The sequence below is a fragment of the Micromonospora siamensis genome (assembly GCF_900090305.1).
In the GTDB taxonomy this organism is placed as follows: Bacteria; Actinomycetota; Actinomycetes; order Mycobacteriales; family Micromonosporaceae; genus Micromonospora; species Micromonospora siamensis.
The window spans coordinates 93,466-115,597 of the sequence record NZ_LT607751.1; the positions used below are offsets into that span (position 1 = coordinate 93,466).

General features: G+C 73.0%; 21 protein-coding genes and 1 pseudogene. 11 read left to right on the plus strand and 11 right to left on the minus strand.

From position 1 onward, the window contains the following. Positions 1–120: 120 nt before the first annotated feature. The 3 genes from GA0074704_RS29735 to GA0074704_RS00415 form a co-directional block, all read right to left on the minus strand. Entirely contained in the window at positions 121–198 is a 78-nt protein-coding gene (locus tag GA0074704_RS29735; RefSeq protein ID WP_331716662.1) for an Ms5788A family Cys-rich leader peptide, read from the minus strand. Between the two features lie 106 nt (positions 199–304). Next, positions 305–1,093 carry an LmeA family phospholipid-binding protein gene (locus GA0074704_RS00410; RefSeq protein WP_088968647.1) on the minus strand — a complete coding sequence of 263 codons (789 nt, stop codon included), beginning with the start codon at positions 1,091–1,093 and terminating at the stop codon, positions 305–307. Positions 1,094–1,234: 141 nt separating this feature from the next. Beyond that, positions 1,235–2,287 carry a hypothetical protein gene (locus GA0074704_RS00415; protein WP_088968648.1) on the minus strand — a complete coding sequence of 351 codons (1,053 nt, stop codon included), beginning with the start codon at positions 2,285–2,287 and terminating at the stop codon, positions 1,235–1,237. Between the two features lie 249 nt (positions 2,288–2,536). Here GA0074704_RS00415 and GA0074704_RS00420 point away from each other — a divergent pair, with 249 nt between their 5' ends. The 7 genes from GA0074704_RS00420 (at position 2,537) to pstB (ending at position 9,660) form a co-directional block, all read left to right on the plus strand. Then, the gene (locus GA0074704_RS00420; RefSeq protein ID WP_088968649.1) at positions 2,537–3,250 is read left to right on the plus strand and encodes a winged helix-turn-helix transcriptional regulator; all 714 of its coding nucleotides are present in this window, start codon (positions 2,537–2,539) and stop codon (positions 3,248–3,250) included. A gap of 154 nt (positions 3,251–3,404) precedes the next feature. Continuing rightward, the gene (locus GA0074704_RS00425) at positions 3,405–4,283 is read left to right on the plus strand and encodes a polysaccharide deacetylase family protein (protein ID WP_088968650.1); all 879 of its coding nucleotides are present in this window, start codon (positions 3,405–3,407) and stop codon (positions 4,281–4,283) included. Positions 4,284–4,319: 36 nt separating this feature from the next. Beyond that, complete coding sequence (mshD, locus tag GA0074704_RS00430; protein WP_088968651.1) at positions 4,320–5,243, plus strand: mycothiol synthase; 924 nt, start codon at positions 4,320–4,322, stop codon at positions 5,241–5,243. 293 nt (positions 5,244–5,536) lie between these two features. Further along, the gene (pstS, locus tag GA0074704_RS00435) at positions 5,537–6,649 is read left to right on the plus strand and encodes a phosphate ABC transporter substrate-binding protein PstS (RefSeq protein WP_088968652.1); all 1,113 of its coding nucleotides are present in this window, start codon (positions 5,537–5,539) and stop codon (positions 6,647–6,649) included. Positions 6,650–6,692: 43 nt separating this feature from the next. Continuing rightward, complete coding sequence (gene pstC / locus GA0074704_RS00440; protein ID WP_088968653.1) at positions 6,693–7,778, plus strand: phosphate ABC transporter permease subunit PstC; 1,086 nt, start codon at positions 6,693–6,695, stop codon at positions 7,776–7,778. Then, complete coding sequence (gene pstA / locus GA0074704_RS00445) at positions 7,775–8,863, plus strand: phosphate ABC transporter permease PstA (RefSeq protein WP_088968654.1); 1,089 nt, start codon at positions 7,775–7,777, stop codon at positions 8,861–8,863. Before pstC ends, pstA begins: the two co-directional genes overlap by 4 nt. A 20-nt stretch (positions 8,864–8,883) precedes the next feature. Further along, positions 8,884–9,660: a phosphate ABC transporter ATP-binding protein PstB gene (gene pstB, locus GA0074704_RS00450; protein ID WP_088973351.1), complete on the plus strand. Its 777-nt coding sequence runs from the start codon at positions 8,884–8,886 to the stop codon at positions 9,658–9,660. 70 nt (positions 9,661–9,730) lie between these two features. Here pstB and GA0074704_RS00455 read toward each other — a convergent pair whose 3' ends face one another. After that, positions 9,731–10,564: an NUDIX hydrolase gene (locus GA0074704_RS00455; RefSeq protein ID WP_088968655.1), complete on the minus strand. Its 834-nt coding sequence runs from the start codon at positions 10,562–10,564 to the stop codon at positions 9,731–9,733. A gap of 70 nt (positions 10,565–10,634) precedes the next feature. Here GA0074704_RS00455 and GA0074704_RS00460 point away from each other — a divergent pair, with 70 nt between their 5' ends. After that, positions 10,635–11,603, plus strand: a complete 969-nt coding sequence (locus tag GA0074704_RS00460; protein ID WP_088968656.1) for a Gfo/Idh/MocA family protein — start codon at positions 10,635–10,637, stop codon at positions 11,601–11,603. Positions 11,604–11,649: 46 nt separating this feature from the next. On the opposite strand, the gene GA0074704_RS00465 is transcribed toward GA0074704_RS00460, so the two are convergent. The 3 genes from GA0074704_RS00465 to GA0074704_RS00475 all read right to left on the minus strand — a co-directional run bounded on the left by GA0074704_RS00465 (position 11,650) and on the right by GA0074704_RS00475 (position 14,403). Continuing rightward, positions 11,650–12,654: an inorganic phosphate transporter gene (locus tag GA0074704_RS00465; RefSeq protein ID WP_088968657.1), complete on the minus strand. Its 1,005-nt coding sequence runs from the start codon at positions 12,652–12,654 to the stop codon at positions 11,650–11,652. A gap of 4 nt (positions 12,655–12,658) precedes the next feature. After that, entirely contained in the window at positions 12,659–13,285 is a 627-nt protein-coding gene (locus GA0074704_RS00470) for a DUF47 domain-containing protein (protein ID WP_088968658.1), read from the minus strand. A gap of 119 nt (positions 13,286–13,404) precedes the next feature. Beyond that, complete coding sequence (locus GA0074704_RS00475; protein ID WP_231926715.1) at positions 13,405–14,403, minus strand: PPK2 family polyphosphate kinase; 999 nt, start codon at positions 14,401–14,403, stop codon at positions 13,405–13,407. A gap of 140 nt (positions 14,404–14,543) precedes the next feature. On the opposite strand from GA0074704_RS00475, the gene sigJ reads away from it, so the two are divergent. Next, on the plus strand, positions 14,544–15,503 hold the full coding sequence (gene sigJ, locus GA0074704_RS00480; protein ID WP_231926716.1) for an RNA polymerase sigma factor SigJ: 960 nt from the start codon (positions 14,544–14,546) through the stop codon (positions 15,501–15,503). A gap of 10 nt (positions 15,504–15,513) precedes the next feature. Here the strand turns inward: sigJ and GA0074704_RS00485 are convergent, their stop codons facing one another. Further along, a complete protein-coding gene (locus tag GA0074704_RS00485; protein WP_088968661.1) occupies positions 15,514–16,020 on the minus strand; it encodes a DUF402 domain-containing protein in 507 nt (168 codons plus the stop codon). Positions 16,021–16,130: 110 nt separating this feature from the next. Between GA0074704_RS00485 and GA0074704_RS00490 the strand changes: the two are divergent. Beyond that, positions 16,131–18,308, plus strand: a pseudogene (locus tag GA0074704_RS00490) (ATP-dependent DNA helicase); the annotation flags it as partial. 59 nt (positions 18,309–18,367) lie between these two features. Here GA0074704_RS00490 and GA0074704_RS00495 read toward each other — a convergent pair. Continuing rightward, complete coding sequence (locus GA0074704_RS00495; RefSeq protein WP_231926717.1) at positions 18,368–19,666, minus strand: AI-2E family transporter; 1,299 nt, start codon at positions 19,664–19,666, stop codon at positions 18,368–18,370. A 150-nt stretch (positions 19,667–19,816) separates the two neighbouring features. Between GA0074704_RS00495 and GA0074704_RS00500 the strand changes: the two genes are divergently transcribed. Next, the gene (locus tag GA0074704_RS00500; RefSeq protein WP_088968663.1) at positions 19,817–20,155 is read left to right on the plus strand and encodes a GroES family chaperonin; all 339 of its coding nucleotides are present in this window, start codon (positions 19,817–19,819) and stop codon (positions 20,153–20,155) included. A 31-nt stretch (positions 20,156–20,186) separates the two neighbouring features. On the opposite strand, the gene GA0074704_RS28975 is transcribed toward GA0074704_RS00500, so the two are convergent. Continuing rightward, positions 20,187–20,354: a hypothetical protein gene (locus tag GA0074704_RS28975; protein WP_172880295.1), complete on the minus strand. Its 168-nt coding sequence runs from the start codon at positions 20,352–20,354 to the stop codon at positions 20,187–20,189. 252 nt (positions 20,355–20,606) lie between these two features. Next, the gene (locus tag GA0074704_RS00505) at positions 20,607–22,121 is read right to left on the minus strand and encodes a PrsW family intramembrane metalloprotease (protein WP_088973353.1); all 1,515 of its coding nucleotides are present in this window, start codon (positions 22,119–22,121) and stop codon (positions 20,607–20,609) included. Positions 22,122–22,132 lie beyond the last annotated feature (11 nt).

Genomic DNA, 22,132 nt, shown 5'->3' on the forward strand with positions numbered 1-22,132 from the left:
AGGTTGGGATCACGGGTTTGTGCGACGGCGCCGCTGCCGGGCGTTTCGGAGGGATAGCTCCGGGAGGGTGAGGACCCCTGGTGCCGGATGGCCGCTGTGCGGCCGGAGACAGCCCCGCCGTCAGATGACGGAGCGACACAGGCAGGCGGCCACGCGGCACAGGTCGACCGCGCGCCGTTTGGTGAGGTACGTCCCCATGGCCAGGGAGACTACCAGCCGTACCGGCCGCTGCCATCCCACCGACCAGCATCCGGGACGCGGACGCGCCCGCGACCAGGGGTCGCGGGCGCGGGCGGCGTCGGGGTCAGCTGATCGAGTTGATCGGCACGTTCGTCGCGTCGGCGGTCACCGCGAGCCCGTCCGGCGTCGGCCGGACCTCCCGCACCGCCAGCTGGAACGGCAGCTCGGGCAGGGGCACGTCGACGGAGATGCCCTTGGCGTAGTTGCTGAGCAGCGTCCGGGCCAGCGGCAACGCCGGCAGCCCCTCGGCGTCCAGGTCGTTGAACTTCAACGCCACCTTGCCCTCCTCGCTGACCGTCACGTCGGCGGTGCCGTTGACGGTCAGCTGCGCGCCGAGGATGTCCACCGGCGCGGTCACGGCGAGCCGCCCGTTCTGCTCGCCGAGCTTGAGCCCCGGCCGGTCGAGCAGCTTGGCCAGGCTGTCGTAGCTGATCGTGCCGCTGCCGTGGACCCGGTCGGCGACCACGTCGCCCCGGCCGGAGCGGATGGTGTCCAGCGAGGCGCGGACGTCCCGGGCGTCCACGTCGAGCTTCGGCAGGCTGACCGCGTCACCCTGCACGGAGCCCTGCACGTCGCGCAGCGCGATGGAGATGTGCTCGTACTTCCCCTCGGCCACCTGGGTGAGGAAGGGGAAGCCGGCGACGTCGACCTTCGGGGTCGACGACCGGGCGTTCTGCTTTGCCAGCTCGTCGCTGACCTGCTTGGCGATCGCCCGCTCGGCCACCCCGACGCCGATCCGGTCGGCGGCGACCAGCAGGCCGGCCACCACCAGGAGCAGGACGAAGAGCGAGACGAGCACCTTGCGACCGCGGCGCCGGGGCCGCTCCTCGTACGCCGGTTGGGCCTCCGCCACGCCGCCTCCTGACTCCGGGCGCCGCGTCGCGACGCTCCACCATCCGATACCCGCCCCGGCGGGCGCCGGCCGCGTCGGCCGGGGCCGTGGACGCGGCGGTGCCCCTCGATTACCCGGTGCGAAATGAACTCAACCGTTGCGTCAGAGGAAGAGCGTGCACATCGCGTACGCGGCCGGCGCGGCCAGGGCGAAACCGCCGAGCGGGCCCTGCAGGTGCCGGGCGATCCACATGGTGGGCGGCTCACCGGCCATCAGCCGGCCGGCCTCGGCGTATCCGACGGCCAGGTCGGCGAGGACCGCGGTGCCCGCGGTGACCAGGCCGATCAGCGCGCCGCTGGTCGGGGTGAAGCCGACCAGGTAGCTGCCGAGCACCGCGCTGACCAGGGTGCCCAGCATCGCGCCGACCACCACGCCGGCCGCTCCGCGGGGCACCTGGGGGGCGAGTCGCGGCCGGGGCACCACGGCGTCGGTGAGCCGGGCGACGGTGAGGGCGACCCCGGTGGCGGTGAGGCAGACGGTGATCGCCTGCGTACCGGCGGGGATCCGGCTCAGCACGATCAGGGTGGCGAAGGCCACCACGCCGACCACGATCAGCAGGGTGGCGCCGAGCGACTCGGTGACCCGGGCCCGGTCCACCCGGCGGACCAGTTGGCCGAGTACGCCGAGCAGGAGGCCACCGGCGGCGACGTAGCCGAGCGGGGCCAGGGCGGCGATCTCCGATCGTACGGCGGCGGCGTCGGCGGCGACCGCGACGCCCGCGCTGACCAGCGCGACCATCGCCAGCGCGGGGGGCCGCATGGCCATCGTCCAGGCGAGCACGTAGAGCAGCTGGACGCCGAGGATGATGCCGGCGAAGGGCAGCCGGTGCCCCGGTCCGGCGGTCTGCGCGCCGAGCACCAGGCCGACGCCGAGCAGCGCGGCGAAGCCGGCGACGGTCAGCGCGAGCGGCCGGTGGACCGGCACCGGCGGGACGATCTCCTCCTCCGGCTCGACGGTCTCGTCGTCGGGGCGCCGGGCCGGCTCCCCTCCGCGCCGGGCCCGGCGTGGGCCGCGCTTGCGCTGCTCGCCGGTCTCCTCGACCGCCGGCCCGGTGCGCGGACCCGGCGGGTAGCCAGCGGGCGGACCGGCCGGCGCCGGTCGGGGACCGTCGGCCCACGGGTCGCGGCCGGTCTCGGGCGAGGTGGAGGGATACACGACCCGATCGTGCCAGACCGGGCGGCGTCGGCGGAGGTCACGGTTTCGGCAACGTTAAAACCTGGGCCGCCATGAAGGGCATCTCGGGCAAAGGGTAAAGACCGTCGAGGGGCCGTCCGGGGGATCAGTTAGGCTCAACGCGTTACATCGCCCGTCAGCGACGCCGGGGCCCACGAAAGTTCTCAGCGGGCGCCCTTCGGGTGCCGCTGGTCGCGCGCGGCCCAGGGCCGCCGGGACGGAGGTGATCGTGTGGAGCTCCTGCTGCTGGTGACCGCACGCGCAGGCGAACCATCCGCGGTGCTGCCGGCACTGGACCTGCTGCCGCACCCGGTTCGTACCGCGCCCCGTGACGTCCGCACCCTGGTCTCCGGTCCGAGCCCGGACGCCGTCCTGGTGGACGCCCGTTCCGAGCTGAGCGAGGCCCGCGCCACCTGCCGGATGCTGCACGCCACCGGGCTCGGGGTGCCCCTGGTCGCGGTGGTCACCGAGGCCGGGCTGATCGCGCTCAACGCGGACTGGGGCGTCGACGACGTCATCCTGGCCGGGGCGGGTCCCGCCGAGGTGGAGGCCCGACTGCGGCTGGCGGTGGGCCGGCTCAGCAACGCCACGGCCGGGGCCGGCGGCTCCGTCCGGGCCGGCGAGCTGATGATCGACCCCGACACGTACGCGGCGAAGCTGAAGGGCCGGCCGCTCGACCTGACGTACAAGGAGTTCGAGCTGCTGAAGTTCCTGGCCCAGCACCCGGGCCGGGTCTTCACCCGGGACCAGTTGCTCCGCGAGGTGTGGGGCTACGACTACTTCGGCGGCACCCGGACGGTAGACGTGCACGTGCGGCGGCTGCGGGCGAAGCTCGGCTCGGAGTACGAGTCGATGATCGGCACCGTGCGGCAGGTGGGGTACAAGTTCGTCGTACCGCCGTCGCGGTCGCTGCCGGACGCGGAGCCGGCACCCATCCCGGTCTGACCGATCTGCCAGTCATTTCCCATAAGACCGTTTTGCTAGTTCCGTTCGTCTTATTCTGACTGCCGGGTTCGGCGGTGAGGGGGCGGACGGTGCGCGCGGTGACCACGGGGACGACGGCGGGGGCGCTCCGCCCACCCACGGGACGGGCGCGCTGATGCCGGCGCCGACGACGGGCCGCGTGGTGGCGGTGGTCACCCTGGTCGCCGTGGCGCTGCTCGGCTCGGCCTACGCGCTCGGCCGCAGCCTGGTGCCCGATCCACCCCGCCGGGACAGCGGGGTGGCCACCGCCGTCGACGGGTCCCATTACGCCGATCAGCCGCCGGAGCCGAGCGCCGACGACCGCTGGAAGCGGACCTCGGACGGCCCCGGCCTGCCGCAGGCCACCCAGGACGAGGCGCCGACCGCGGAGCCACCGGCCGCCGACGGCGACGGCCCGTTCGGCAGCCGGATCGGCACCGGCTCCACCCAGGTGGCGCTCACCTTCGACGACGGCCCGGACCCACAGTGGACCCCGCAGGTGCTGGAACTGCTGCGGGCGTACCACGTCCGGGCGACGTTCTGCCTGGTCGGGCAGAACGCGCAGGACCACCCCGACCTGGTGCAGCAGATCGTCGCCGACGGGCACACCCTGTGCAACCACAGCTGGAGCCACGACGTCCAGCTCGGCAGGCGGTCGGCGGACCGGATCCGGGACGACCTCCAACGCACCAGCGACGCCATCCATGCGGCGGTGCCCGACGCCCGGATCGCCTACTTCCGCCAACCCGGCGGCAACTGGACCTACCCCGTGGTGTCCGTCTGCCAGGAGCTGGGCCTGACCCCGCTGCACTGGTCGGTCGACCCCTCGGACTGGCAGGCCCCGGGCAGCATGAAGATCATCAACTCGGTGCTGACCGGGACCGGTCCCGGCTCGATCGTGCTCATGCACGACGCCGGGGGTGACCGCCGGGGCACCGTCGAGGCGCTCTACACCCTGCTGCCCGAGCTGATGAACCGATACGGACTGGAACCCCTGCCCACCGGGACGACATGAGGCGCCGACGTCGGCCGGGGCGACTACGGTGACGGGGTGAGCAACGCCGAGCCGACCGCGGACGAGGTGACCCGGGCCGACCGACTGGCCCCCGACGAGGTGACCGAGGTGCTCGCCCTGGCGCGCGCCGCCGGCGACACCGACGGCGCCGACCCGTTCGACGAGCACACCCTGCTGCGACTGCGCGACCCACGGGCCGCGGCGGTGCACCTCGCCGCCCGGGCCGCCGACGGCACCCTCAGCGGGTACGCGCACCTGGACACCACCGACCCGGGCGGGGTCGGCGTCGAGCTGGCGGTGCACCCGGCGTACCGGCGGCGGGGCACCGGCCGGGCGCTGGCCCGGGGCGTGCTCGCGGCGGCCACCGGGCCGCTGCGCGCCTGGGCCCACGGCGACCACCCGTCCGCCGCCGCACTCGCGGTCGACCTGGGCTTCGGCCGGGCCCGGGTGCTGTGGCAGCTGCGCCGCCCGCTCACCGCGCCGCTCGACGAGCCCCGCCTGCCCGAGGGCGTCACGCTGCGGGCCTTCCGCCCCGGCGCCGACGACGACGCCTGGCTGGCGCTCAACGCCCGGGCCTTCGCCGAGCACCCCGAGCAGGGCCGGTGGACCGCCGAGGACCTGCGGGTCCGGCTGGCCGAGCCGTGGTTCGACCCGGAGGGCTTCCTGCTGGCCGTCGAGTCGGGCTCCGGCCGGCTGGTCGGCTTCCACTGGACCAAGGTGCACGAGCGCGCCGGCTCGGCCCGGATCGGCGAGGTGTACGTGCTGGGCGTGGACCCGGCCACCCACCGCGGCGGGCTGGGTCGAGGGCTGACCACCGCCGGCCTGGCGTACCTGCGGGACCGGCGGGCCCTGGACCGGGTGATGCTCTACGTCGACGAGTCGAACACCGCGGCCGTGGCGCTGTACGAGCGGCTCGGCTTCGCCCGCTGGTCCGCCCACGTCAACTACCACCTGGGCTGAGCCCCACGGCTCATCCGACGCGGTAACGGCGCCGTCACGGCGGGGTGTAGAGCCGATAACGGCCACCCGGACATGTGCGACATAAACGGATAGTGCGGCTGTCGTTCATCCAAACGACAGCCGGTCATCAGCTGACGGCCACCGTCGCTGCCGAGCTTGTTCATTCTCCGTTAACTTCCGGCCGAGGAGCCGTCCACCTGGCCCTCCTACCTTTCCCTTCAGCCGGTCGACGCGCCGGCAACCCGGGCCCCCTCCGGGTGACCTGATCAAAGACGTGAAGGGAAACCCCTCAGGTGAAGCTCCAGCGGCACGGCACCATCGCCTGCCTCGCTCTTGCTGCGGTGCTCGGTCTCAGTGCTTGCGGCTCGGACAACAACGAGCCGGCCAGCCCCTCGGCCTCCGGCTCCGCCGGTGCCACCGGCACGGAAGACTGTGGCACGGGGACCATCAACGCCCAGGGCTCGTCCGCTCAGAAGAACGCGATGAGCGAGTGGATCAAGGCATACCAGCAGAAGTGCTCGGGCCTGACCATCAACTACGAGCCGACCGGCTCCGGCGCGGGCATCGAGGCGTTCATCGCCGGCACCGCCGACTTCGCCGGCTCGGACTCCGCCCTCAAGCCGGAGGAGAAGCCGAAGGCGGACGCCCGCTGCGCCGGGGGCCAGGCCGTCGACCTGCCGATGGTGACCGGCCCGATCGCCGTGGCCTACAACCTCGACGGCGTGGACGGACTGCAGCTCAAGCCGGCCACCATCGCCAAGATCTTCGCCGGGAAGATCACCAAGTGGGACGACCCGGCGATCAAGGCCGACAACGCCGACGCCAAGCTGCCGTCCACCACGATCAGCACGGTGCACCGCAACGACTCCTCGGGCACCACCGACAACTTCACCAACTTCCTCTCCAAGACCGCCGAGGCCGACTGGACCTTCGGCAAGGCCAAGGAGTGGAAGGCCCCGGGCGGCACCGGCCAGAAGGGCTCGGACGGCGTCACCAACTTCGTCAAGAGCACCCCGGGCGCCATCACCTACACCGAGTGGTCCTTCGCCGAGAACGCCGGCGTGGGCATCGCGAAGATCCAGAACGGTGCCGGTGAGTTCGCCGAGCTGACCGCCGAAAACGCCGGCAAGGCCGTCGCGGGCGCCAAGGTCACCGGCCAGGGCACCGACCTCGCGCTGTCGATCGACTACATGACCAAGGAGCCGGGTGCCTACCCGCTGATCCTGGTCACCTACGAGGTCGTCTGCGACAAGGGCCTGGCCGCCGACAAGCTGAAGGCGATCAAGGGCTTCCTGACCTACACCTCCAGCACCGAGGGCCAGCAGGAGTTGACCGAGCTGGGCTACGCCCCGCTGCCGGACTCGGTCCGCACCAAGGTGGCCGACGTCGTCAGCAACATGTCCTGAGTGACTGACCTTTCCTACCCCTTGTAACGGAGCGAGCGAGCAGATGGGCGACATCCCACCCCGCTCGGCCGGCACCGGCACCGGCGGGCCGGGCGTGACGCAGAGTCACGCCCGGCCCGCCGGTTCGGCGCTTCCGGCCGACTTCTCCCCGGCAAACCGCGACCCGGGCAGGCCGATCGGCGGTGGCGGAGCGCTGCCCCGGCGGCGGAAGTTCGGTGCCGAGACCCTCTTCCGTCTGCTGACCATGGCCGCCGGTTCGATGGTGCTGATCATCATCGTGGCCATCGCGGTCTTCCTGGTCAGCAAGGCGGTGCCCGCGCTGCGCGCGAACACCGAGAACTTCTTCACCTACGAGGGTTGGTCCCCCAACGGCGCGGAGCCGAAGTTCGGCATCGGGGCACTGGCCTTCGGCACGGTGCTGTCGTCGGCTATCGCGCTGGTGATCGCCGTGCCGGTGGCACTGGGCATCGCGTTGTTCCTGACCCACTACGCACCACGGCGGCTGGGCACCGCCCTCGGCTTCCTGATCGACCTCCTGGCCGCCGTGCCCAGCGTGGTCTTCGGCCTGTGGGGGCGGGACTACTTCGTCGGCCCGGTCACCGACCTGTCGGTGTGGCTCAACAAGTACTTCGGCTGGATCCCGATCTTCGGCGGGGACGGACCGTTCGGCCGCTCGGTCCTGCTGGGCTCGCTGGTGCTGGCGATCATGGTGCTGCCGATCGTCACCTCGCTCTCCCGCGAGGTCTTCCTGCAGACCCCCACCGCCAACGAGGAGGCCGCACTCGCCCTCGGCTCCACGAAGTGGGAGATGATCCGTACCGCCGTGCTGCCGTACGGCCGCCCCGGCGTCATCGGCGCGGTGATGCTCGGCCTCGGCCGGGCGCTGGGTGAAACGATCGCCCTCGCGCTGACGCTGAGCTTCCTCTACGAGATCTCCTTCAACATCCTGGAGAACGGCGGCAACTCGATCGCCGCGAACATCGCGGTGAAGTTCGGCGAGGCCGATGCCACCGGGCGGGGCGCCCTCATCGCCTCCGGCCTGGTGCTCTTCGTCATCACGCTGATCGTCAACATGACCGCGCGGGCCATCATCTACCGCCGCCGCGAGTTCACGGAGTCCGCCGCATGAGCACCCTCACGTCGCACCGCCCCCGGCCGCCGGCGCAGCCGGTCACGCTGCGCGCCCGCCGGCTTCCCCTGATCGCGCTGCTCGGCATCGCCCTCGGCGCGCTGGCCCTGTCGGCCGCCGTCGTCTACGGCGCCGAGATCGGCGGCGCCTTCCTGGTGATCGTGGTCGGCCTGCTGCTCTACCTCGTCGGCGTCTACATCGCCAGCGCGAGGGTGGAGGGCCCCCGTCAGGCGCGCAACCGGACCTGGAGCTCCCTGATCCACTCGGCGTTCGTGCTCGCCGCGCTGCCGCTGCTGTCGGTGGTCTGGACGCTGCTCAGCAAGGGCACCGAGCGTCTGGACGGCAACTTCTTTCAGACCTCGATGAACAACATCGGGCCGCGCGACGCCGAGGGCGGTGCCTACCACGCCATCGTCGGCACGCTGGAGCAGGTCGGCATCGCGACCCTGATCACCGTGCCGCTGGGCGTCCTCTGCGCCATCTACTTGGTCGAGTACGGCCGCGGCCGGTTCGCCTTCTGGATCCGGTTCTTCGTCGACGTGATGACGGGAATCCCCTCGATCGTCTCCGGCCTGTTCGTGCTCGCCTTCTGGGTGCTGATCGTCTCGCCGTACCTGACCGCCACCGGCCGGCCCGGCTACTCCGGCTTCGCCGCCGCCCTGGCGCTCAGTGTGCTGATGCTGCCGCTGGTGGTCCGCTCGACCGAGGAGATGCTCCGGTTGGTGCCGGCACCGCTGCGCGAAGGCTCGTACGCCCTCGGCGTACCCAAGTGGAAGACGATCCTCCGGGTGGTCATCCCCACCGCGCTGCCCGGCATCGTCACCGGCGTGATGCTCGCCATCGCCCGCGCGGCGGGCGAGACCGCGCCGGTGCTGCTGGTCGCCGGTGGCACCGCCGCCATCAACTTCAACCCCTTCGAGAACAACCAGTCCTCGCTGGCGCTCTTCGTCTACCAGCAGGCCGGTGACGCGTCCAAGTACTCCCCGGCCCGGGCCTGGACCGCCGCGCTCACCCTGGTCGCTCTCGTCCTGATCCTGACGATCGCGGCGAAGCTGCTCGCCCGCCGCAACCGGCTGAGCCGATGATCACCGGAGGTACCACCACCATGGCCAAGCGCGTCGAAGCCTCGAACGTCACCGCGTACTACGGCAACTTCAAGGCGATCGAGGACATCAACCTGACCGTCGAACCGAAGACGGTCACCGCCCTGATCGGCCCGTCGGGATGCGGCAAGTCCACCTTCCTGCGGTCGATCAACCGGATGCACGAGGTGCTGCCCGGCGCCCGGGTCGAGGGCACCCTGACCGTCGACGAGCAGAACATCTACGACCGGGACGTCGACGTCACCGCCGTCCGGCGGATGATCGGCATGGTCTTCCAGCGGCCGAACCCGTTCCCCACCATGAGCATCTTCGACAACGTGGTGGCCGGGCTGAAGCTCAACGGCGTGAAGCGCAAGTCGGTGCTGGAGGAGGCCGCCGAGAAGGCGCTCCGCTCGGCGAACCTCTGGGACGAGGTCAAGGACCGGCTCGGCAAGCCGGGCGCCGGCCTCTCCGGCGGTCAGCAGCAGCGGCTCTGCATCGCCCGGACCATCGCGGTCGAGCCGCAGGTGGTGCTGATGGACGAGCCCTGCTCGGCGCTGGACCCGATCTCCACGCTGGCGATCGAGGACCTGATGTTCCAGCTCAAGGACAAGTTCACGATCATCATCGTGACGCACAACATGCAGCAGGCCGCCCGGGTCTCGGACCGGACCGCCTTCTTCTCGATCGAGAAGACCGGCGACCCGGGCCGTCTGATCGAGTACGACAACACCCAGAAGATCTTCAGCAACCCGAGCGTGAAGAAGACCGAGGACTACATCACCGGCCGCTTCGGCTGAGCTGCCCCCGGCCGGTCACCGGCGCCCCGCCCCTGCCGGCGTGGGCGCCGGTGCCGTCTGCGCCGCCGGCTCAGTCCAGCAGGAAACGCGGGTCGTCGCCGTCCAGGCCGGCCAGGTGCGGGGTGATCGGCGTGGCCGCGTCCCGGGTGGCGGCCGTCCGGGCCACGCCGGGCAGGTCACCGGCGGCGAGCACCTCGGCCAGGTTGATCATCGTGGGCGGGAGCATGGTGATCTCGCCGGCCTCCGCCCGGGCCAGGGCGTCCGCCGGGCGGATCCACATGGTGTGGTCGGCCTCGCCGGAGACGTCCCGGGTCCGCTGCCCCGCCGGCAGCAGGGCCACGAAGAAGTACGTGTCGAAGCGGCGCGGCTCGAACTCCGGCGTGATCCACCGGCTCCACGGCAGCAGCAGGTCGGAGCGGAGCGTCAGCCCACGCGAGGCGAGCAGGTCCGCGAAGCCCACCCGGCGGGCCACCAGGTCCTGTCGGGCCGCCTCCCAGTCGTCCCCGCTGACGTCGCCCACCACCGTGTCCGCGTCCGGCCCGGCCAGCAGCACCCCGGCCTCCTCGAAGACCTCCCGGGCGGCGGCGCAGACCACCGCCTGGGCGGCGTCCGGCGACAGGCCCACCCGGTCACCCCAGGCGGCCGGGGCGGGCCCGGCCCAGTCCAGGTGGGTCTGCGAGTCCGACGGGTCGACACCCCCGCCGGGGAAGGCGTACACGCCGCCGAAGGCCATCGCGGCGACCCGGCGGATGACGTACACCTCGAAGTGGTCGCCGGCCGGGCGGAGCAGCAGCACGGTCGCCGCGACCCGGGGCACGGCCGGTGTCCCGCCCTCGGCGTAGAACCGGCGGGCGTGCTCGACCAGGGCCGGCGGGGGCGGGAAACCGTCGCTGTCGATCGTCATCCCGCGAGCCTAGTTCCCGACCGGTGGATCATCGTGCCGGCCGCCGGGCGGCCCGGGATAGCCTGCCGGCATGACGCGTTGGGGAATCCTGGCCACCGGACACATCGCCGGCCGCTTCGCCGAGGACCTGCGGCTGGTCCCGGACGCCGAACTGGTCGCCGTCGGTTCCCGCAGCCGGGAGACGGCCGAGCGGTTCGCCGCCCGGCACGGCGTCGGCCGGGCGTACGCCTCCTGGGCGGAACTGGCCGCGGACCCGGACCTGGACGTCGTCTACGTGGCCACCCCGCACGCCGCCCACCACGAGGCCACCATGGCCTGCCTGGACGGGGGCAAGGCGGTGCTGGTGGAGAAGCCGATCACCCTGGACCGGGCCGGGGCCGCCGAGCTGGTGGAGACCGCCCGGTCGCGTGGCCTGTTCCTGATGGAGGCCATGTGGATGCGGACCAACCCGGCGATCCTGCGGATGGTCGAACTGATCGGGCAGGGCGCGATCGGCGAGGTCACCGCGGTACGCGCCGACTTCGGCGCGGCCGGGCCGTTCCCGCCCGAGCACCGGATGCGGGCCCGGGCGCTGGGCGGCGGGGCCCTGCTCGACCTGGGCGTCTATCCGGTGAGCCTGGCCCACCTGCTGCTCGGGGTGCCGCAGCACCTGCGGGCCTGGGCGAAGCTCGGCCCGGAGGGGGTGGACGAGAACACCGGGATGATCCTCGGCTACGACTCGGGCGCGGTGGCCACGCTGAGCTGCGGGATGCTCGGGGCCACCCCGCTGGTCGCCTCGGTCACCGGCACCACCGGCCGGATCGACCTGGCCGACCCGTTCTTCCGGCCCGGCGCGTTGACCGTGCACCGGGGCGACGCCGCGCCGGAGACGATCGAGGTGGAGCTGGTCGGCGGGGGCTACCAGTACGAGGCGACCGAGGTGCAGCGCTGCCTGGCTGCCGGCCTGCCGGAGAGCCCGCTGGTGCCGCACGCCGCCACCCTGGAGGTGATGGGCCTGCTGGACGAGGTCCGGGCGCTGATCGGCGTCGACTACGCGTGACGGCAGGGGCCCCGCGGTGGGGACCCCTGCCGTCAGGCGACGCTGGTCAGAAGAGCGGGCGGACCAGCAGGTAGGTCAGGCAGGCGATCAGCGCGGAGGCCGGGAACGTGATGATCCAGGCGATCACGATGTTGCCGGCCACGTTCCAGCGCACGGCGGAGAGCCGCTTGGTCGCGCCGACACCCATGATCGCCGAGGTGATCGTGTGGGTGGTGGAGATCGGGGCCTTCAGCACCAGGGCGTTGAAGTAGAGCACGGCGCTGGCCACGGTCTCCGCGGCGAAGCCCTCCGGCGGACCCAGGTCGATGATCTTCCGGCCCAGGGTCCGGATGATCCGCCAGCCACCGGCGTACGTGCCCAGGGCGAGCATGGTGGCCGAGGTCCAGAAGACCCAGCCGGGGATGTGCGTCTTGCTGTCCTGGAAGCCACCGGTGTAGAGCGCGAGGACCACGATGCCCATGGTCTTGGCCGCGTCCTGCATGCCGTGACCGACGGACATGGCGGCGGCGGAAACGGTCTGCGCGTGGCGGAAGCCCCGGTTCAGCCTGCCCGGCTGCCCCTTCCGGAACGCCCAGAGGATGGCCAGCATCAACAGGTAGCCCAGCACCAGACCGACGATCGGCGACAGGACCATCGGGATGATGACCTTCTGACCGATGTTGCCCCACTGCACGATGCCGCCGGTGGAGAGCAGGGTCGCCCCGACCAGGCCGCCGAACAGCGCGTGCGAGGAGGACGACGGCAGACCGAAGTACCAGGTGATCAGGTTCCAGGCGATGGCGCCGAGCACCCCGGCGAAGACCACCCCGAGGCTGGACACGCCGGTGGGCAGGGTCACCAGGCCGTCACCGACGGTCTTGGCGACCCCGGCGCCGAAGTGCGCGCCGACGAAGTTGCCGACCGCGGCGAGCAGCAGGGCGATCCGAGGTGTCAGCGCCCGGGTCGAGACGCTGGTCGCGATCGCGTTGGCGGCGTCGTGGAAGCCGTTGGTGTAGTCGAACGCCAGGGCCACCGCGATCACCGCCAGCACGGCGATGAGTTCGGGAGTCACAGGATCAGGACTCCTTGACCGCGATGGTCTCGACGGTGTTCGCCACGTGCTCAAAGGCGTCGCAGGCGGCCTCCAGCTCGTCGGCGACCTCCTTCATCTTGAGCACCGTCAGCGCGTCGTACTCGCCGGAGAAGAGCCGGACCAGCAGCATCCGGTACGCCTGGTCGCCGTCGTTCTCCAGCCGGTTGCACTCGATCCAGTAGTCCTCGAGATCCTTCATCGACTTCAGCCGGGGCATCGCCTCGGCGGTCAGCTTGGCCTGCTGGTCGAGGACGTTCACCAGCTCGTGCATCTCCCGGGGCAGCGACGGCAGCTTGGTCAGCCCGTAGAGGTAGAGCAGGTTGCCGACCGCCTCCAGGTGGTCCATCACGTCGTCGAGCAGCGAGCCCAGCCGGTAGATGTCCTCCCGGTCGAACGGGGTGATGAAGGTAGAGTTGATCTTCTTGTACAGCTCGTGGGTGATCTGGTCGCTGTCGTGCTCGACCTCGGTGAGCCGCTCGCTGACCGACTGCACGTCCGAGTCGGGCAATCCCAGCTCGTTGAGCAGCTCGGTGCCCTTGACCAGGTTGTGCGCGGCCCTGGTGAAGAGCTCGTAGAAGGCGCCCTCGGTGGGGCGGAAGGAAAACTTCACAGCACGGACCTCGTGGTGTCGGTGGAGGGTGGCGCGGTGCCACCGGGGGTGCCTGCCATGGGAATGCTAGGTAACGGCCGAGCCGGGAATTCCCCGGCCCACCCCTGGTCAGGCCCGATTCATGCGTCGTTAACCTGCCGTTCACCTTCCCCCGCGTGGACCTCCCGCAGCCGGGCCCGCTCGGTCGCCACGTCGAAGTCCGCGGGCGGATACCCCAGATCCAGCCCGTCGAACGTCTCCCGCAGCAGGTGGGCCACCGCCCAGTCCCGGTACCACTTGCGGTCCGCCGGCACCACGAACCACGGCGCGGCGTCCGAGCCGCACCGGGCCAGCGCCTCGGCGTACGCGGCCCGGTAGTCGTCCCACCGGGCCCGGGCGTCGATGTCACCCGGGTTGTACTTCCAGTACTTGCGCGGGTCGGTCAGCCGCTCCGACAGCCGCTCGCCCTGCTCCTCCCGGGAGATGTGCAACATCACCTTGACCAGGGTCACCCCGCCGGAGGTCAGCTCCCGCTCGAAGTCGTTGATCTCCTCGTACCGGGCCCGCCAGGTGGCCTCGGGCACCAACCCGTCCACCCGGGCGACCAGCACGTCCTCGTAGTGCGACCGGTTGAAGATCCCGACGTACCCGGGCGGGGGCAGGGAACGTCGGATCCGCCACAGGAAGTCGTGCCGCAACTCCTCCCGGGTCGGCGGGCCGAACGACCGGATGTGCAGCCCGAGCGGGTTCATCGCACCGGCCACCCGCTTGATCGTGCCGTCCTTGCCACCGCAGTCCATCGCCTGCAGCACCAGCAGCACCCGGCCGGGCCGGCCGGCGCCCAACTTCGGGCCGCCCGTGGTCGGCGCCGAAGCAGGCGCGTGCGAGTCCGCCGCCGCCTTCGCCGTGGCGAAGAGCATCTCCTGCTGTCGCCCCAGCTCACCGCCCATCGCCTCGACCTGCCCGCGGGCCCACGCCTTGCGCGCGCCGCCGGACCCCGCGGCCGCGGGCAGCCCGGGGGTGGACCGGGGACCGATCGCGTCCAGGTCGACCGGGGTGCCGTCCGACGGGACCCGCAGCAGGTCCCGCATCGCGCCACCCTCGGGCGCCACGATCTCCGTCACGTCATCAGAGCCCATCCCCCGATCCTCACCCACCCGGCCACCATCCGCCTCCCGAGCGTGCCGGCCACGCCGAGGCGTCCCGCCGTGTCACGTTCCGGGCCGCCGGGACGTCCATGGGACGGGCAGAATCTGTGCGGGGAGGCCGGGATATGACGGTGGAGACGACGACGGCGGAGTTCGAGGCCGAACGCGGGCGGCTGACCGCGGTGGCGTACCGGATGCTCGGCAGCCGCGGCGAGGCCGAGGACGCCGTCCAGGAGACCTGGCTGCGGTACGCCGCGGCGCTCGGCGACCCCGCCGCCCGCGCCGAGGTCCGCCACCTGCGCGCCTGGCTCACCACCACCTGCGCCCGGATCTGCCTCGACGTGCTCCGCTCGGCCCGGGTACGCCGGGAGACGTACCCGGGGCAGTGGCTGCCGGAGCCGCTGGTGGCCCCGCTCCCGCCGGCGGCGGACGGGTTCGCCCCCGACCCGGCCGAGCGGGCGCTGCGCCGCGACCAGCTCGGCACCGCCCTCCAGGTGGTGCTCGAACGGCTGGGCCCGGAACAGCGGGTCGCGTTCGTCCTGCACGACGTCTTCGCCGTACCGTTCGCCCGGATCGCCGAGGCGCTGGACACCACCCCCGAGGCGGCCCGGCAGCTCGCCTCCCGGGCCCGGCGGGCGGTGACCGCCCCGGACGTACCCCGGCACACCGCCGACCCGGCCGAGCAGCGGCGGGTGCTGGCCGCCTTCCTGGCCGCCACCGAGTCCGGCGACCTCACCGCCCTGGTCCGGGTGCTCGCCCCCGACGTGGTGCTGATCGGCGACAGCGGCGGTCGCTTCCCGGCGGCCCGCCGCCCGGTCACCGGCCCGGACGCGGTCGGCCGGTTCACCCTCGGCCTGTTCGCCCAGGCCGAGCGGCGCGGCCAGCGGGTCCGGTCCGGGGTGGTGCTGGTGGACGGGTCACTCGGGTTGCAGTTCGAGGGCGTGCACACCGACGGCCGGCCGATGCGGCTGGTCGTCGCGTTCGCCATGGCCGACGGCCGGATCACCGGCATCTTCAACCAGCTCAACCCGGACAAGGTGGCCGACCTGCCCGCCCTGCCCGAGTCCGCCGGCTGGCCGCCGCGCTGGTGACCCGACCCGGTCAGACCACCAGGGCCAGCCACTTCCGGTACGACGTGGCGAACGGCTCGGTGCCGTCGCCCAGCGCGCCGAACAGCCACCGGGCCGCCGCCTCCGCCTCGACGACCACGTCGTCGGGGTAGCCGAAGCGCTCCCGGTGCTCGGCGAACTCGTCCTCGTCGCGCAGCTCGACCAGCCCGGTGCCGCGCCGGCGCACCACGTCCAGGTCGAGGTCGACCAGGTGGACGGTGTCCCCGCCGTCCCAGCGGGCCGGGGTGGCGATGTCGCAGTAGACCTCGCTGGTCCGCGGCGGCGGGTTGAACATCCCCGTCCACCAGCCGTGGTGCGGCACCAGCAGCACGAACGGGATCTGCTCCACCGAGGGCCGACCGTGGTAGACCGACTCGGTGCCGGTCGACACGCCGAGCCAGACACCGAGGTCGTCCTCGGCGAGGCGGCGGGCCGGGTAGTCGCGGTGGGCGCTGCCGTCGTACTTGCGGTAGATCACACGGACCACGTCGCTCGGCATGAGTCGCACCCTAACCGATACCACCCATTCGACGCTGCGACGGAGGTAACCGGAAACGGGGGACGTGGTTCCGTACGGTGACCGGGTCGCCGGCGGGGTCGACCATCGCTGTCACCCTCGGCGGGTACCGTCGCACGGTGACCCCGCCCCGCACCGCCACCGGCCCCGCCCTGTCCCGTGGGAAGCGCCGCGGCGCCCGGCCCGCCGCGACCGAGCTGCTCAGCGCCGCGGTCGGTGCGGTCCCCGGCGGCGCCACCCGCCCCGGCCAGCAGCAGATGACCGAGGCGATCGAGCGGAGCGTCACCTCCCGGGAGCACCTGCTGGTGCAGGCCGGCACCGGCACCGGCAAGTCCTTGGCATACCTGGCCCCGGCGCTCACCGTGGACGGTCCGGTGGTGGTCTCCACCGCCACCCTGGCGTTGCAGTCCCAGCTGGTCGACCACGACCTGCCCCGGCTCGCCGACGCCGTCGAGCCGCTGCTCGGCCGGCGGCCCACCTTCGCCGTGCTCAAGGGCCGGCACCACTACCTGTGCCTGGCCCGGCTGGACAACTCGACCGAGGACGAGCCGGAGGACACCCTCTTCGACGCCCCGCCCGCCCGCGCCGCCGGCGGGACGAAGTGGCTCGGCGAGGCCGGCCGGCTCGGCAAGCAGATCCAGCGGCTGCGGGACTGGGCCGAGAAGACCGACACCGGCGACCGCGACGAGCTGGACCCGGGCGTCGACGACCAGGCCTGGCGGCTGGTCTCCATGCCGGCCCGGGAGTGCGTCGGGGCCAGCCGCTGCCCGTTCGGGCAGGAGTGCTTCGCCGAGGCGTCCCGGGCCCGCGCCCGGGAGGCGGACATCGTGGTGACCAACCACAGCCTGCTCGCCGTGGACATGCTCGCCGGCCGGCACATCGTGCCCCCGCACAAGCTGCTCATCGTCGACGAGGCGCACGAGCTGGCCGACCGGGTCTCGTCGGCGGCCCAGGCCGAGCTGGTCCCCGAGCTGATCGACCGGGCCGCCCGCCGGGCCCGGCCGCTACTGCGGCCGGACGTCGCCGACCGGATCACCGAGGCCGGCGACGCGCTCGCCGTGGGCCTGGCCGAGGCGCCCGCCGGCCGGATCACCGCCGGCCTCCCGGCACCGCTGCGGGAGGCGTGCACGCTGCTCGACGCGGCCACCCGGTCCGCCCTGGAGGCGATCGGCGACGTCAAGGCCGACGACCCCGACCCGGTCCGCAAGCAGCAGGCCAAGTCCGTGCTGGACGAGCTCTCCACCACCGCCCAGCGGCTGCTGGAGGAGGGCGACCACGACGTCGCCTGGGTGGAGAGACCCGACAACGGCTCCCGCCGGGCCCTGGTGGTCGCGCCGCTCTCCGTCGCCGGCACCCTCGCCACCCACCTGTACGACGAGCGCACCGTCGTCGCCACCTCGGCCACCCTGGCGCTGGGCGGTCGCTTCGACACCGTCGCCCGGGCGCTCGGGCTGGACGCGCCGCCGCCCGCCCCGCCGTCGCCGGCCGCCGCCGCACTGGCCGCCAGCACCGTACGCGGCGACGCGACCGTCCCCGCCCCGGTGGCCGCCGCGCCGGGCAGCCGGGCGGCGACCGGCACCGTACCGGCCACCGAGGGTCCCGGGTGGCGCTCGCTGGACGTCGGCTCGCCGTTCGACTACGCCCGGCAGGGCATCCTGTACGTCGCCGCGCACCTGCCCCGCCCCAGCGTCTCCGGGCTGCCCGAGGCGGCCGGCGAGGAGCTGCTCGGGCTGGTCGGCGCGCTCGGTGGGCGTACCCTCGGGCTCTTCTCCTCGCGACGGGCCGCGCAGCAGGCGGCGGAGCTGCTCCGCGCGCGGACCGACCTGCCGGTGCTGCTCCAGGGCGAGGAGGCGCTGCCGCTGCTGGTCCGCAAGTTCCGCGAGCAGCGGGAGAGCTGCCTGTTCGGCGTCATGTCGCTCTGGCAGGGGGTGGACGTGCCGGGCGACGCCTGCCAGCTGGTGGTGATCGACCGGCTGCCCTTCCCGCGCCCCGACGAGCCGCTGGCCGCGGCCCGGGCGGCGGCCGTCGACGCGGGCGGCGGCTCCGGCTTCGCCGCGGTCAGCGTGCCGATCGCCGCCGTGCGCCTCGCCCAGGGGGTGGGCCGGCTGATCCGGGCCACCGGCGACCGGGGCGTGGTGGCGGTGCTGGACTCCCGGCTGGAGACGGCCCGCGGCTACGGCCCGTTCCTGCGCCGCTCGCTGCCCCCGTTCTGGTACACCACCCGGCCGGAGGTGGCCCGCGGCGCCCTGGAACGCCTCGCCAAGTCCTAGTCCTCACCGACGCGAGCCCGCCCCCGCAGGTGCGGGGACGGACTCGGGTGCGGGTCGGGTCAGGGGGCCTGGGAGGCCACCACCACGGCGTCCGGCGGGGTCTCCGGCACCGTGCGGGCGGCCAGCCGGCGGACCGCCGTGTTCAGCACGGCGATCAGCGGAACGGCGACCACGGCGCCGGTGATGCCGGCCAGCACCACGCCGGCCGCGATCCCGATGATCACCGCGAGCGGGTGGATGGCCACCGCCCGACCCATGATCAGCGGCTGGAGCACGTGCCCCTCCAGCTGCTGCACGCCGATCACCACGGCGAGGATGGCCAGCGCGATGGCCGGGCCGCTGTCCACCAGTGCGATCAGCACCGCGACCACGCCGGAGAGCGTGGCGCCGACGATCGGGATGAACGCGCCGAGGAAGACGAGCGCGGCCAGCGGGAAGGCGAACGGGATGTCGAAGGCGACCAGGCCGATGCCGATGCCGACCGCGTCGATGAACGCCACCAGCACGGTGGCCCGGACGTAGGCGCCGAGCGTCGCCCACGACGCCCGCCCGGCGTCGTCGACCTTCCACCGGGCCGCCACCGGCAGCAGCCCGACCAGGAACCGCCAGATCCGGTTGCCGTCCCGCAGGAAGAAGAACGTCGCGAAGAGCACCAGGATGGTGCCGGTGAGCAGCTCCGCGAGGGTCGCGGCGGTGCTCAGCGCGCCGCTGGTGAACCTCTCGGTGTTGCCGTTGATCCAGCCCTGCGCCTCGTTGATGTAGCGGTCGAGCTGGCTGTCCGACAGGTGCAGCGGGCCGGTCTTCAACCAGTCCTGGATCTGCCGTACGCCCTGCGACGACTTCTCGCTCAGCTCGGGCACACCCTGGATGAACTCGTTCACCACCAGGGTCATCGTGCCGATCACCGCCGCCAGGCCGCCCACCAGCACCACCGCGGTCGCCGCCGAACGCGGGAAGCGCGCCCTGAGCAGCCAGCCCACCGCCGGCGCGAGCAGCGCGGAGAGCAGCAGCGCGACCGCCAGCGGGATGATCACGACGCTGATCGTCCCGACGATCCGCAGCAGCGCCCAGGTGACCACGCCGATCACGATCAGCCGCCACGACCAGGCCGAGGCGATCCGCAGCGCGTGCGGCACGTCGGCGTCGTCCCGGCTGGAGGTGGAGTTGTGCAGCGCGGCGGGCTGTTCCACGCCCACCACGGTGGCGGACGGCGCGGCCACCGGCCCCGGGGCGGCCGGCGACGCCACCCGGGCCTCCTCCGGCAGGTCGGCCGGATGGCTCCGCGCCTCGCGTACCGACTCGCGTCCGTTCTCGTACGCACGGCGCAGCCGTCCGCGTACCCGCTCGAAGCGGCTCAAGCGCACCTCCTGGCGATGACGGCGGCCCCGCACGGCGACGGGTCCGCACAGGGTACGTCCGACACCGCCACCGTAGGGCAGATCCGCCACACATTGCCCAGCCGCACCCACGCGTAACCGCCCCCGTACGCCGGCGGTACCGTCTGCGGCGTGACCAGCGATCAGAACCTCGACTCCGGCCTGCCGATCCGCCTGCTGCACGACCGGGTGCTGGTGAAGGTGGACGGGAGCGAGGGGGAGCGCCGCTCCACCGCCGGAATCGTCATCCCGGCGACCGCCGCGGTCGGCAAGCGGCTCGCCTGGGCCACCGCGGTCGGCGTCGGACCGAACGTCCGCTCGATCGTCTCCGGCGACCGGGTGCTCTTCGACCCGGACGACCGCTCCGAGGTCGAACTGCACGGTCGCGGGTACGTGCTGCTGCGGGAACGGGACGTGCACGCGGTCGCCGCCGAGCGGGTCGAGCCGGACGCCACCGGCCTCTACCTCTGAGGCCGACCCGGGTCCGGCGGTCGGGGGCGGGTCAGCTCATCAGGCCGGTGAGGAAGTCGCCGAGGCCCTGGGCCATCGCCATCAGCGCCGCCCCGATCCCCCTGAACAGCTGCGCCGCCCCGTCCGGCCGGAACGCCATGAAGTAGATCAGGAAGGCGACGCTGCCCCAGAGGAGCAGCTTCTTCACGAAAACCGGCATCGTCCCTCCCCAGGGCCCCGCGGACGTGCCTGGCTTCCCGCCGCCGCGCGACGCAAACGACACGTCCGGCACCCCGGACGCGTCGGGTCAGCCGCGCCCGCTGCCGGAATCGGCCGACCTCACAAGATCCTGGTTGTTGTTGCCTCATGAGCCTGGTGAGGCCACTACAACCAGGATCTTGTGGTCGTGGCGGGCGGCGGTCTCCGCGACGGCGCAGCAGGCGGCAGGTGGGGGCGAGGGAGGAGGGCCCGGTCAGGGGCGGCCGGCGGGCCAGGGGGCGGCCGGGCCGGGGCCGTACCAACCGGGCGGGCCGTAGCCGGCCGGGTGAGCGGGCGGCGGGGGCGGGGCGAGCACCACCGGGATCGGCACCACCGGCTCGTCCGGGGCCTCCACGGCCCGCCGGGAACCGTCCGGGAACCGCAGGTGGTAGCGGTGGCCGTCCCAGACGCCGACCGGCGCCTGCGGGTCCCGGCCGACGAAGAACGACCGGTACGCGCTGATCGCGTCCAGCAGCTCGCGTTCCTCCCGGGCGGCCCGTTCCCGGTCGGCGGGGCGGCTGTCCAGGCCCCGGCGCATCCCGTCCCGCAGCAACGCCAGCCGGGTGGCGGTGAACTGGTAACCGCGCATCGCCTTGAGCCCGCCGTCCCCGGCCACCCGCCGGGCCCAGGTACGCGCGGCGTGCCGCCGGCCCAGGCTGCCCAGGGCGGCCACCTCCGGCGGGGTGAGCCAGCCGGCGTGCACGTAGTCCGGCAGGGTGCGTTCGGTGAGCCGCCCCTCCCAGGCCCGCAGCCAGACCGCCAGGCCGACCATGCCGAAGAAGATCGGCACCATCACGCCCAGGTAGCCGTAGAGCGCGATCAGACCCTCACCGGTGGCGGCGACCAGGGAGGGGAGCAGGTTCCACGTGCCGTGCAGCATCATCGCCAGCAGCAGGCCGGCGGCCGGGGCGAGGAAGCGTACCCGCCGGTCGGCGGTGCGGGCGGCGATGCCCAGCCCGACGCCGGTCATCGAGGTGAACAGCGGGTGGGCGAAGCCGAAGAGCAGGATCCGGACGATGAAGATGGCGATCACCTGCCGGACGCCGGTGGCCGGGCCGTACTCCTCGACACCGACCCGGTAGCCGTACCCGCCGAGGTAGAGGATGTTCTCCACCATGGCGAAGCCGATCGCGGAGAGCCCGCAGTAGACCAGCCCGTCGGTGATCCCGGAGAACTCCCGGCGGCGGAAGATCAGCAGCAGGATCGGGCCGAGCGCCTTGGTCAGCTCCTCGATGAACGGGGCGACCAGCACGGCGGTCAGCGCCTGCGGCAGCCCCCAGTCCTTGAACAGCCCGGCCGCGGTCTCGTTGACGGTGAGCGAGGCGGCGGTGGCGACCGACGCTCCCCAGGCGAAGCAGAAGGCCAGGTAGAGCAGCGGCTCCGGCTCGTACCGGTCGAGCCAGAGGAAGCAGGCCACCAGGACCGGCACCGGCAGGAGGGCGGCGACCACGCCGACCAGCAACGCCTCCGGCCCGAGGTTCGACCCGAGCTGGATCAGCATGAACACCGCGCAGGCGGCGATCAGCAGCACCACCGCCGCCAGCACGACCAGCCGGCGCCAGCCCAGCCGGCGCAGCGGCATCCGCGGTGCTGCTCCGCCGGGCGCCGGCACCGACTCCGGAGAGGAGGGCGGCGGGACGGGCGCGGGCGGCGACGGCGGCGTACCGCCCGGCGGGGTGTCGGCCATGCGGCCAGCGTAGTCATCCCGGACCGCCCCGGCCGGCCGCATCGGCACTCAGG